Source organism: Polaribacter sejongensis, from assembly GCF_038024065.1.
GTDB lineage: Bacteria > Bacteroidota > Bacteroidia > Flavobacteriales > Flavobacteriaceae > Polaribacter > Polaribacter sejongensis.
The window spans coordinates 2,506,975-2,519,293 of record NZ_CP150667.1; the positions used below are offsets into that span (position 1 = coordinate 2,506,975).

General features: G+C 31.5%; 8 protein-coding genes. 5 read left to right on the plus strand and 3 right to left on the minus strand.

The window, feature by feature from the left end; genetic code table 11:
* Positions 1 to 6 precede the first annotated feature (6 nt).
* The gene (locus tag WHD08_RS10440) at positions 7 to 3,195 is read right to left on the minus strand and encodes a SusC/RagA family TonB-linked outer membrane protein (RefSeq protein WP_165733891.1); all 3,189 of its coding nucleotides are present in this window, start codon (positions 3,193 to 3,195) and stop codon (positions 7 to 9) included.
* A 376-nt stretch (positions 3,196 to 3,571) separates the two neighbouring features.
* On the opposite strand from WHD08_RS10440, the gene WHD08_RS10445 reads away from it, so the two are divergent.
* The gene (locus WHD08_RS10445) at positions 3,572 to 4,321 is read left to right on the plus strand and encodes a DeoR/GlpR family DNA-binding transcription regulator (protein ID WP_165733892.1); all 750 of its coding nucleotides are present in this window, start codon (positions 3,572 to 3,574) and stop codon (positions 4,319 to 4,321) included.
* Positions 4,322 to 4,371: 50 nt separating this feature from the next.
* Complete coding sequence (locus tag WHD08_RS10450) at positions 4,372 to 5,994, plus strand: glycoside hydrolase family 10 protein (RefSeq protein WP_244183328.1); 1,623 nt, start codon at positions 4,372 to 4,374, stop codon at positions 5,992 to 5,994.
* Between the two features lie 144 nt (positions 5,995 to 6,138).
* Here WHD08_RS10450 and WHD08_RS10455 read toward each other — a convergent pair whose 3' ends face one another.
* The gene (locus WHD08_RS10455; RefSeq protein ID WP_244183327.1) at positions 6,139 to 7,404 is read right to left on the minus strand and encodes a glycosyltransferase family 4 protein; all 1,266 of its coding nucleotides are present in this window, start codon (positions 7,402 to 7,404) and stop codon (positions 6,139 to 6,141) included.
* A 162-nt stretch (positions 7,405 to 7,566) separates the two neighbouring features.
* Here WHD08_RS10455 and lpdA point away from each other — a divergent pair, with 162 nt between their 5' ends.
* Complete coding sequence (gene lpdA / locus WHD08_RS10460; RefSeq protein ID WP_208890886.1) at positions 7,567 to 8,967, plus strand: dihydrolipoyl dehydrogenase; 1,401 nt, start codon at positions 7,567 to 7,569, stop codon at positions 8,965 to 8,967.
* A 38-nt stretch (positions 8,968 to 9,005) separates the two neighbouring features.
* On the opposite strand, the gene WHD08_RS10465 is transcribed toward lpdA, so the two are convergent.
* Positions 9,006 to 9,614: a DUF4230 domain-containing protein gene (locus WHD08_RS10465; RefSeq protein ID WP_165733894.1), complete on the minus strand. Its 609-nt coding sequence runs from the start codon at positions 9,612 to 9,614 to the stop codon at positions 9,006 to 9,008.
* Between the two features lie 111 nt (positions 9,615 to 9,725).
* Between WHD08_RS10465 and WHD08_RS10470 the strand changes: the two genes are divergently transcribed.
* Both WHD08_RS10470 and WHD08_RS10475 read left to right on the plus strand, forming a co-directional pair.
* Positions 9,726 to 10,949 (plus strand): acyloxyacyl hydrolase, encoded by a 1,224-nt coding sequence (locus WHD08_RS10470; RefSeq protein WP_244183326.1) that lies wholly within the window; start codon positions 9,726 to 9,728, stop codon positions 10,947 to 10,949.
* Between the two features lie 67 nt (positions 10,950 to 11,016).
* On the plus strand, positions 11,017 to 12,318 hold the full coding sequence (locus tag WHD08_RS10475) for an anthranilate synthase component I family protein (protein WP_208890885.1): 1,302 nt from the start codon (positions 11,017 to 11,019) through the stop codon (positions 12,316 to 12,318).
* Position 12,319 lies beyond the last annotated feature (1 nt).

The following is a 12,319-nucleotide window of genomic DNA, read 5'->3' on the forward strand; positions in this document are numbered from 1 at the left end:
ATTTTTTTAAAATTTAACATTTATTGCGAATCCATAACTTCTAGTTGATGGTGTTCCGAATCTTTCTATACCCTGAGAATTTAAATTGTTTAATGAAGCTTCTGGGTCTACGTTATCTATTTTTTTAGAAATGTAAAATAGATTTCTTCCTATTAAAGAAAGTCTTACATCACTTACAAAAATATTTTCTAACGTTTTTTTCGGTAAACTATAAGCTATACTTAATTCTCTAAATTTTATAAAATCTGTACTGTAAACAAACTCTTCTGAAATACCAGAGTTTTCTTCACCAATAAAACCATAATAAGTTCTTAAGTTTTCTGGTGCTACAGTCATTGTAAATGGGTTTCCTGTTGCATCATCTATGCCAGACACCACTAAACCATCTTCTCTACCTTCTAATGTTTTTTCATGTAAACCTCGCATCATTAACTCTCTGTTAGTACCAGAATGAACACTTCCGCCAAACTTAGCATCAATTAAAAAGTTTAATGAAAAATCTTTGTATTTAAAAGAGTTAGAAAAACCTAAAGTATATGGTGCAACACCTTGTCCTAAAATTTTATTTTCTCCCTGAATTGGTTTCGGAATAGACCCCGTTGTATTGTACATAATGTTACCATCAGCATCCCTCTTGTAAGAAGACCCCCAAATTACACCATAATTTTCGCCAACTATATGAGAAATAATTGCTGTTCTAGAACGCGTCTGGCTACCATCAACATTAATAGCAGTATCCTCATCATCTGTATGAACGATTTCACTGTCGTTATAACCAAAATTGAAAGAAGTGTACCATGAAAAATCTTCCGTTTTAATTGGAGTACCACCTATTAAAAATTCAAAACCTTTATTTTGAAGTTCTCCAATATTAAGAATTGACGATGTAAAACCAGATGATTGAGATGCAGAAGCACTTACAATATCATTAGTAGTTTGATTTTGATAATAAGCAACATCTAAATTTAAACGATTCTGAAAGAAACGTCCATCAAAACCTACTTCAAATTCATTCTTTTGAAAAGGAACTAAGTTAGGGTTAGGAATAGAATTACCATTTAATTGCCCAAAAGATTGTCCTTGAAAAGAACCTGTAATTGCATAATCTAAATTTAAACTATAAGCATTACTAGCTCCACCCGCAACTTGCGCGTAACTTGCTCTAAATTTAGCATAATTAACTTGTTCTGGTAAATCAAACAATTCGTTTAATAATAAACTCTGACTTAGAGACCAGTAAAAACCATTGTTTGGAGTTGTCTTTCCAGGAAAAGATAGTGTAGAAAACCAATCGTTTCTTCCTGTAAATGTTAAGTAAAAGTACTTGTCATAACTTACTTCAAAAGATCCATAAAGTGAATTTGTTTTTGTTTTAGAATATCCAAAACTTGGTTCTGGCAACGTTGTATTGTTAATATCTTCTAAACCTTCAACAATAAAACCTCTACCCAATGCACTTAAAGATTCGAAAGATGATGTTCTTGTATTTGCTCCAATAATTGAGCTTGTAGAAATTTTTTCTGTTAAATCTTTATTAATACCTAACATTAAATCTCCATTAAACAGTGTATACGTAGATTTTGCTTCTGTCATTTCACCAGCTGGTCTGTATGCTGTTCCAAAAGGAGTTACTCTTCTTCTACTTAAATCATAGGTATCTATACCTGCACGACCTGTTAAATATAACCAATCATTAAAATCATATTTTAAAGATGTAGATGCTGTAAATCTATTTTTCTTATCATCATTATTAAAAGCATCTGTTGCCCAATATGGATTAGAAATAAACTGACTTGGTTGAAACAATAACTCTGTACCTTCTTCATTAAAGCCTGGTTTTAAATCTGTAATATTAAGACTACTTGGCAACACATAGGCTACTGTATTTGCATTACCTGGTGTATCTCCAATATTAATACGATTATGTACTTTTTCAATAACATATTTTGCATTAACTGTAGATGTTAATTTAGGAGTAATATTTGCAGAAGCATTTAATGATATCGATTTTCTATTTAAAGTAGTATTCGGAAAAATATCATCATTATCTAAATTAGAAAAAGACAAACGATAATTATATTCCTCTCCTCCTTTAGATAATGCTACTGTATTTATAACTGTAGAACCTACGTTGTAAAATTTATCTAGGTTATTTCCTGTATTTGAATAAGGTCTTTTAGTACCATCCCAATTATAAACCATTGAGCCATCTAATTTATCTCCCCAAGACTGTAAAGAACTTACAAAAGAATCATCAATTGCATTGGCTATATTAGAAATTTCAACTGGCTGACCGCTACCATCATACTCATAACCTGGTTTTAATCTATTATTTCCTTGTCCGTAAGTAGTTTGAAAATTTTGTAAATCAGTATTAATTTTATCAAAAGTAAAAGAACTAGAAAGCTCTACGCCCATTCTTTTTTGACCTTTTCCTGATTTTGTAGTAATCATAATAACACCGTTAGATGCTAAAGAACCGTAAAGTGCGGCAGCAGAACTTCCTTTTAAAACGGAAACACTTTCAATATCATCTGGGTTTAATGAAGAAATATCATCTCCTCCATCTCCTGTTCCATCATTGGTTGCACCAACTACAGAACCATTTGTGTTGTTAATAATAGGAATTCCGTCAATTACATATAAAGGTTGGTTGTTTCCTGTTAATGAACTTGCTCCACGAATAATTACCCTACTAGATCCAGCAGCTCCTCCACTACCTGCAGAAATATTTACACCAGCAACTCTACCTTGTAAAGAATTAACAGCACTTGTGCTTTTTACCGCAGACATATCTTCTCCACCAACTTCCGTTAAAGAATACCCTAAAGATTTTGCCGCTCTTTTAATACCAAGTGCGGTAACCACAATCTCATCTAAACCAGTAGCATCTGCTTCTAACGCTGCGTTTATAACTTGATTTTCTCCAGTTAAGGTTATTGTAACCGTTTTATAACCAAGATAACTAAAGGCAATTGTTTTTCCTTTTAAATCCTCAGCCTTAATAGAATAATTCCCATCAAAGTCGGTAACACTACCCTTATTAATTTGACTAATAAAAACGCTAACTTCCGGCAATGGTATTTCACTGCCTTTCTCTGTAACAACTCCCGAAATAGTCCTTAATTGAGCAAATGTACTTTGCACAATCAAAAACACTATCAAGGACAATGTTAGTTTGTAATTTTTTTTCATCTAGTTTGAATTTGAATTATTTAAGGTAAAGATATAAAAAAAACAAAAAGCTGCAAGTTAATTGCATGAATTTGCAATATTTAATAAAATTATTCGAAAAATTAAATATTTCAAGAAAAAAACACGCATCCATTGCGATTTCAAGAATTATTAAAAATTACCAAATAAGCACAAAATCAATCAAATACAACAATAAATGAATGTATCACTAAGGAAAATGAACAAAAGCTACTCTATTTAACATTAATTGTAAATTAGTTAATTTTTGCGTTTTTAATTACAAAAACGCAAAAAAACGGCAAAAAAAATCATTTTAAATAAAAAGCATTTGCAAAATGGTTAAATAAAATCTTACTTTTGAAAAAATCATTTTTTTATGAAAAAGAAAGAGAGACAGCAAAAAGTAGTAGACGAAGTAAGTATTAACAGACAGGTTAGTTCCACTTTTTTGGCTGAAAAATTAAATGTTTCAGAAGACACTATTAGAAGAGATATAAAGGAGTTAGATAAAAAAGGACTACTAACCAAAGTACATGGAGGAGCAATTTCTACCATGCAAAAACTCTATCATTATAATGAAGATGTAATCTACAAAAGAGAAGAAAAAGTTGTTATTGCTAAGAAAGCAATTACTTTAGTAGAAGACGGAATGGTTATTATAATGAGTGGAGGTACTACAAATTTGATGTTAGCAAAATTATTTCCAAAAAATTTAAAAGCAACCATTTATACATATAGCTTACCAATTGCAATGCAATTGGCAGAACACGCAACTATTGAAACTATTTTTATTGGTGGTAGAATACAAAGAAACTCGATGGTAACAACCGGTATAGATGTAATTCAATATTTATCTAACATTACCGCAAATCTTTGCTTTATAGGTGTAAGTGCTTTTAATGCTGAACAAGGAATTACCGGCGAAGGCTACGAGGTTGCATTGGTTAAAAAAGCAATGATTGATTCTTCTGAACGCAATGTCTACCTATCTACTTCCAACAAACTAAATATCAGGCTAAATTACGATATCTGCCCTCTTAAAGAAATTGATATTGCCATTACAGATCTAGAACTAGACGATCCTATATTAAAACCCTATATTGACTCTGGCGTAGTTTTAATGTAATTTTCATTAAGAAAAAAGGAGCGATTATTAGAATAAATACAACAACATCAATGAAAATGCTTTTTTATAAAAACACCAAATCAATATATTTTATTGTTTTATTCACTTTACTATTTATAAATTGTAGTAAAAAAGTCTATAATACAGAAATAAAAAAAGGCAATGAAACACAAAAAAACATTGAAATTGAAAAAAATGTTGATGTTGAAAAAATTATTGAAGCTAAAAAAATCATTGAGGTAAAAAAGCGGGTAGTTCCTGCTCCTGAAAGAGAATTTAGAGCTGCTTGGATTGCGAGTGTTGCTAATATAAATTGGCCAAGTAAACGTGGCCTTTCTAGCAAACAACAAAAAGAGGAAGCTATTAAATTATTAGACCTTCTTCATAAAAATAATTTTAACGCCGTTGTATTACAAGTTAGACCACAAGCAGACGCTATGTACAAAAGCGACTTAGAACCTTGGTCTTATTTTTTAACAGGAACGCAAGGCAAAGCGCCTTCTCCGTATTATGATCCTCTAGAATTTTGGATTAAAGAAGCACATAAAAGAGGACTAGAATTACACGCTTGGTTAAACCCTTATAGAGCACACCACACCACTGGAGGCGAAATAACCTCAGCCTCTATTGTTAGCAAACAACCAGAATTAGCTGTAAAACTAGAAACTGGTTTTTATTGGTTAGATCCAGGAAATAAAAAAACGCAAAACCATAGTTACAAAGTTGTTATGGACATTGTTGAAAGATATAATGTAGACGGAATTCATTTTGATGATTATTTTTACCCATACCCTTCTTACAACAACAATAAAGATTTCCCTGATGATAAAAGCTGGAAAGCATACTTAAACACTGGTGGAAAATTAAAAAGAGATGATTGGAGACGAGACAATGTAAACCAATTTGTTAAAAGTATTTACACAAACATAAAAGAAACAAAACCTAACGTAAAATTCGGAATTAGTCCTTTTGGTTTTTGGAGACCAAATTATCCTGCATCAGTAACTGCTGGTTTTGACCAATACAGCGACTTGTATGCAGACGCAAAATTATGGTTAAACGAAGGCTGGATAGATTATTTTACACCGCAATTGTATTGGCCAATTAATAGAATGGATGTTAGTTTTCCTGTTTTATTAAATTGGTGGATAGGAGAAAACACCAAAGAAAGACATCTTTGGCCAGGAATGAGTATTGGCAGAAAAAAAGGAGAAGAAGCCATTGACGAAACCATCAATCAAATTATGATTACACGCGGAATGACCTCAAAATCTCCAGGAACGGTGCATTGGAGCATTGCGCCTTTAATTGATTCTCCAGAACTTACGGAAGCAATTTTTAACGGTCCTTATAAAAAACAAGCATTAACACCAAGTTACCCTTGGTTAAGTACAACAACACCAGAAGCACCAACGGTAAATTATTCGAAAGAAAAAAACAACTTACAGGTAACTTGGACGCATAAAAACATTGATAAAATTGCCAATTGGGTAGTGTACTACAAATACAACTCTAAATGGGATTATAGCATTCATGGTAATTTCACAAACTCACAAAACATTCCATTAGTTAAGGTTGATGATAAAAATTCAAAAAGTATCTTAAAAGCAATTGCCATAACCGCTGTTGATAAATTTGGAAACGAGAGTATTGTAAAAGAGATTATTTTATAGAAATTAAATTCCTATTGTCAGTTCGAGCGCAGTCGAGAACTATTAGATCTCTAAAATAGGTTTCAACTGAGTTCAACCAGACATATTGCATTTATTTATGCAATTATAATATTTAAAAACAAGTACTGATCTCTTTAAAATAAATTACTGAATACTGTTTTTAGCTTCAATCCATTTACTCATATATTTTGTGGCTTGTAACGTTTGATGTTGCAATAAATTTCCTAAAAAATTCTGAGTTCTGTGTTGTTCTAAATTTTCTTGAATTTCTTTTATTTGATTGATAAAAAGCACACCTAATTTCTCTTTATCATATATTTCATTGATAATTTCAGCTCCTGTTAATTGATAACTTTTCCACAAATTTTTATTTCGATACAATTCTGCGGAAATCAATGCAAAATCAGAAAAATCATTTTCTACAAAACCATTCCAAGGAAATCTATCACACATACCTTCTGCACCAATTTCTGTAGTTACGCTTGGCGTTCCACAAATCATGGCTTCGGTTAACTTTCCTTTTATTCCTGCCCCAAAACGCAACGGAGCTAAAACAATTCTCGCATTTCTCACCACTTCTTTAGCGTCCTCTGCAAAACCTTTAATAATAAAACCTTCCTTTTTATTATGTAATTGATTTATTTGTTGATTCGCATACGCTCCATAAATATGAACTTCTGCTTTTGGAAGCAGTTCTCTAATTTCACTCCAAATTTCAGTTTTCAAAGTTAAAACAGCGTCTACATTTGGTTTGTGAAAGAAATTACCGACAAACACAAAGTTTGCTCTTTCATCAAAAGATTTCCATTTTTCTTGTTGATGATCATCAATCTTATCTAATAAAAAAGGCAGATAATACAAGATTTTTTCATCTACCTTAAAAACAGATTTTAATAAATCCATTTCGTAGGTAGAAATAATCAAACTCATGTCGCAACGTAAAATAGCCGCAATTTCTCTTTTGGCATCATCAGATTTTAATAATGCTTCTGTTGTAAATTCTTCTCCTTTTTTTAATTGTTGATGACGTGTTTTTCGCAGAAAATGTAAATCTTCCGTATCTAAAATCCGAATTGCATTCGGGCAATTTTCCGCAACACGCCAACCAAATTGTTCTTCCATCATAAAACGATCGAACATCACAATTGTTGGTTGTAACTCTTTTATAAAACCATCAAAAGAAGCATTGTTTAATTCAATAGAAACTTCATCAATCCCTAAAGAACTTAAACTTGTAGCTTTTTCACTTTTTTGAGCAGGAGAAGCAAAAGTTATTTTAAAATTATGTTTTAAAAACTGCTCAATTAATTGCATCATTCTACTTCCGGCAGCAGAAGAATTTGGCTCAACCCAAACATAACCAATAATTAAGACATGTTGTTCTGTCAATTCTTTCAAATCATTTTTCATTTAAAACCCTTTTCTTTTTAAAATTTATTTAGCTAAAATTTAAGAAATTCAGATTGGTAAAACTACTTATTTCTTACTTTATTCTATGAAAATATATGTATTTTTGTTCATCAATATAAGAAACAAAGCGAAAGGTTACACTTTACGCAAAAAAACGCAATCATGAAATACGATATTATTGTAATTGGATCTGGTCCTGGAGGATACATTTCTGCAGTTAGAGCATCTCAATTAGGTAAAAAAGTAGCAATTATTGAAAAATATTCAACTTTAGGAGGAACTTGTTTAAATGTTGGATGTATTCCTTCTAAAGCATTATTAGATTCTTCTCATCATTATTATGATGCTGTTAACCATTTTGACGAGCATGGAATTTCTGTTGAAAACCCTACGTTCGATTTTGGAAAAATGGTAGAAAGAAAAGCCAAAGTTGTAGAAACAACTACAGGAGGAATCACATATTTAATGGACAAAAACAATGTTGATGTTTTTGAAGGTTTAGGTTCTTTTGAAGATGCAACACATGTAAAAATTACTAAAAACGATGGTTCTTCAGAAATAATTGAAGGAACTAATATTATTATCGCAACAGGTTCTAAACCGTCTACTTTACCTTTTATTTCTTTAGACAAAGAGCGTGTAATTACTTCTACCGAAGCTTTAAAATTAACTGAAGTACCAAAACATTTAATTGTAATTGGTGGTGGAGTTATTGGTTTAGAGTTAGGTACTGTTTACAAACGTTTAGGAGCAAATGTAACTGTAGTAGAATACGCACCAAAAATTACACCAACTATGGATGCGGATGTTTCTAAAGAACTTACTAAAGTTTTAAAGAAACAAGGTATTAAATTTGCTGTAAGTCATGGTGTTACTTCTGTAGAAAGAAACGGTGATGAAGTTATCGTAAAAGCAAATAACAAAAAAGGTGAAGAAGTTACTTTTACTGGAGATTATTGTTTGGTTGCTGTTGGTAGAAAAGCATATACAGAAGGTTTAGGTTTAGAAAAAATTGGTGTAGAAGTTAACGAACGTGGGCAAGTTACTACAAACGATCATTTACAAACCAATGTTTCTAATATTTACGCAATTGGTGATGTTGTTAAAGGGGCAATGTTAGCACACAAAGCAGAAGAAGAAGGTGTTGTTGTAGCTGAATACTTAGCTGGCGAAAAACCACATATCGATTATAATTTAATTCCTGGTATTGTGTATACATGGCCAGAAGTTGCTGCTGTTGGTAAAACAGAACAAGAATTAAAAGATGCAAAAGTAGATTACAAAGTTGGTAAATTTTCTATGAGAGCTTTAGGTAGATCTCGTGCAAGTGGAGATACCGATGGTTTTGTAAAAGTTATTGCAGATAAAAATACAGATGAAATCTTAGGAGTTCACATGGTTGGTGCACGTGTTGCAGATTTAATTATGGAAGCTGCAGTTGCAATGGAATACAGAGCATCGGCAGAAGACTTGGCAAGAATTTGTCATGGTCACCCAACGTATTCTGAAGCGGTAAAAGAAGCTGCAAAAGCTGCTTGGGACGGAAAGCCTTTAAATGCTTAAACAGTAAAACATATAATTTTAAAAATCTCGAAATACATTTATTTCGAGATTTTTTTTTGCGCTTCATTTTCTTCTAAAGCCGTATAATCTAGTTTCCAGCCAATAGTTTCTACGATGTTTTCCATTAATAAAATGGCTTCTAAAGCTTCTTTATTTGCCAATTTTATTAAATTACTTTCTGGTATTTTATTCAACACATGTTCTTTTGCGTCTTTATTTAAACTGGTAAAATCTTCTGTACCAAACTTATTTAAATAGCCATTTTTTATGTCGTAAAACTTAATATCGCATTCAATAGAAACTACTTCTGGCTGCGGAAAATTTGATAAAACAATTTCCTTTTTTTCTGTATTAGCTGCCAGTTTAATTTTTCTAAAGTCGAAACCAATGTGTGCTTTTGCCTGAATTAAAACAATCGCTTTTTTCTTACTACTAAATCCCCAAAAGTTTTCTTTGGTATTTTCATGATGATAAATTTCAGAGAAATCGCCTTCTACAGTAATCAATTTAGACACTTTCTTTATTTTATCCAATAAAATAACAGATTGCTTTTCTACTAAATCTTTTTTCTTTGATACTGAAAATCGTTTCGATATCACATAGGAAATCCCTAAACCAATAATCAATCCTAAAATAATTAACTCCATAATGTAAATATACTACCAAAAAATAAATATAAAAAAAACATAATTGTCAATTCATATCAAGAGGCTTTTATCTTTCCTTTTTCTTTTTAAAAAGTTACTTACTTTTATAACATGAAAAAAAATATGCTGTTACTTTCTTTTTTAATGATTTTTTACAATCTGAATAGTCAAGAAAGTGAGACCCCAAAAACACAACCTTCTAAATTTTTATCAAACTTTTACTATAGTGTTAACTTTGGTGGTATTTTTTATCCTTTTTCTAATGATAACTTAATTGATGGTTATGAAACAGAAACCTTCAGTAAAAATTATTTTTCAGGAAAATTAGGTTTTGGCTATAAAGTAAATGAAAACCTAGCATTACAATTTGGAGTTATTAGACCTGCTTCTTGGTTTAAATATGACAATGTAAATAATATTGGTTATTTTAGAAGTGTGTGGATTAACGCTTGGTATTTGTCACTCAAAAAAAACATCAACATCACTAAAAAGCTATCCTTTTTTGGAGAAGTTGGCGCTGCAAATGTTACACGAAGTGGTTTTTCTATAGACGAAAAAGTAATTTATGACGATGCTCATTTTGGAAACTTACTCTATGGTTTTGGGTTCAATTACCAATTAAATGACAGATGGAAACTGGCCCTAAACGGGACTTTCTTTCCGAAATCTAACAAACACAATCAACCTTCTATTTCGCAAGCTTCTGTTGGTTTTGAATATCACATTCAGAAAATACCTGAAGAGTTGGCTTTAGAGTACGAAAATGATGAAAGGTATTTCTTTCCAAATAACATTTTACAAGTCAGTTACGGAACCAGTAAAATTGGTTTTGGCGCAAACCAATTTTTCGGAATGAGCTTAAAAGTTGGTAATTTCGAAAGTTTCGGAATTCCAGTTTTTTGGGTTGGAGATGTAAAAGCAGAAAATTCTTTTTCTATCACCTACCAAAGACTTGCTTTTAGAACACAAAAACTTTTTTCTCTAGATTGGGGTGTAAGTGTTACCGCTTTTAACACAGAAGCCACCAATACAAATGTGTTTGCGTTTTCTATTTTCCCTACCATGCGTTTTTACTTAATGCGAAGAGATGGTTTTGACATGTACACCAATTATTCTTTAATTGGGCCTACTTTTTTAACCAAAAGCAACATAGATAATCTAGAAACAGGACCTAAAATTACGTATCAAGATACGATGGGTTTAGGTGTTTTCTTTGGAGAAAAAAGAGCTTACAACGCAGAACTTAGAATTATGCATTACTCTAACGGAAATATTTTTACCAAAAATTCTGGTGTTGCAATTCCTATCCAATTTACAATTGGAAAAACATTTTAACATCAACATCAAATCAATTTAAAAATTTATACCTCAAAGAAATAAGAATTGTATTTTTGAAGCGAATATGCAAAGAACAACTCGCACTTTTTCTGTTGATAATACTATTGAGTTCAAAAACAATTTATTGTCTTGGGCGCAACAATTTGAAACTGTTATTTGGTTAGACTCCAACAATTATCATCAAAAATACTCTAGTTTCGATGGTGCATTAGCAGCAGACGATTTTACTTCTATTAAAACAGATTATTACAACGCTTTTGAGAAATTAAAGGAATACCAAACCATTACCAAAGATTATATTTTTGGTTACATTACCTATGATGTTAAAAATGATGTTGAGCAACTTTATTCCAAGAACTTTGATGGTTTAGATTTTGCCGATTTGTATTTTTTTCAACCTAAAAAGCTTGTTTTTATAAAGGGAAGTTCTGTAGAGTTTCAGTATTTAAGAATGGTAGATAATGAAATTGAAGGTGATTTTGATGAGATTCTTAAATCTAAAAATCCAACAATCCAGCAATCTAAAAGTGACATCAAAATAAAACTACGAATTCACAAGGATGAATACCATGCAAAAGTAACCGAAGTTTTAGAACATATAAAAAGAGGCGATATTTACGAAGCCAATTTTTGTCAAGAATTTTATGCAGAAAACGCTACTATAAATCCGATAGAAGTGTATAAACACCTCAACCAGATTTCCGAACCTCCTTTTGCTTCTTTTTTAAAGTTAGATAATCAATACGCCTTGTGCGCATCACCAGAAAGATATATTAAAAAAGAAGGCACAAAAATAATTTCTCAACCTATAAAAGGAACCGCAAAAAGATTGGTAAGCGAATTTGATGACGCGCAATTAGCGTTAGATTTAACGCGAGACGAAAAAGAACGCGCAGAAAATGTAATGATTGTAGATTTGGTTAGAAATGACCTGTCTAAAACAGCCAAAATAGGAAGTGTAAAAGTAGAAGAATTGTGCAAAGTATATTCTTTTAAACAAGTACATCAATTAATTTCTACAGTAGTTTCTGAAGTAGAAGAAAACACACATCCGATAGACGTGCTACAAAGTACGTTTCCGATGGGAAGTATGACCGGAGCTCCTAAAGTTTCTGCCATGAAAATTATTGAAGATTTAGAAGAAACCAAACGCGGATTATACTCTGGAACGATTGGTTATTTTACACCAGAAAATGATTTTGACTTTAACGTAATTATAAGAAGTATCTTATATAATGAAGATAAAAAATACATCTCCTACTCTGTTGGTGGTGCCATTACAGCACAATCTGTAGTAGAAAAGGAATACGAAGAATGCTTACTGAAAGCAAAAGCAATGAAGTTTGCTTTATTGAATTCTAAGTAAA

Excerpts from the sequence above, each read along its gene's own strand:
- WHD08_RS10440 (WP_165733891.1), bottom strand. The coding sequence starts at position 3,195 with ATGAAAAAAAATTACAAACTAACATTGTCCTTGATAGTGTTTTTGATT.
- WHD08_RS10445 (WP_165733892.1), top strand. The coding sequence starts at position 3,572 with ATGAAAAAGAAAGAGAGACAGCAAAAAGTAGTAGACGAAGTAAGTATT.
- WHD08_RS10450 (WP_244183328.1), top strand. The coding sequence starts at position 4,372 with ATGAAAATGCTTTTTTATAAAAACACCAAATCAATATATTTTATTGTT.
- WHD08_RS10455 (WP_244183327.1), bottom strand. The coding sequence starts at position 7,404 with ATGAAAAATGATTTGAAAGAATTGACAGAACAACATGTCTTAATTATT.
- lpdA (WP_208890886.1), top strand. The coding sequence starts at position 7,567 with ATGAAATACGATATTATTGTAATTGGATCTGGTCCTGGAGGATACATT.
- WHD08_RS10465 (WP_165733894.1), bottom strand. The coding sequence starts at position 9,614 with ATGGAGTTAATTATTTTAGGATTGATTATTGGTTTAGGGATTTCCTAT.
- WHD08_RS10470 (WP_244183326.1), top strand. The coding sequence starts at position 9,726 with ATGAAAAAAAATATGCTGTTACTTTCTTTTTTAATGATTTTTTACAAT.
- WHD08_RS10475 (WP_208890885.1), top strand. The coding sequence starts at position 11,017 with ATGCAAAGAACAACTCGCACTTTTTCTGTTGATAATACTATTGAGTTC.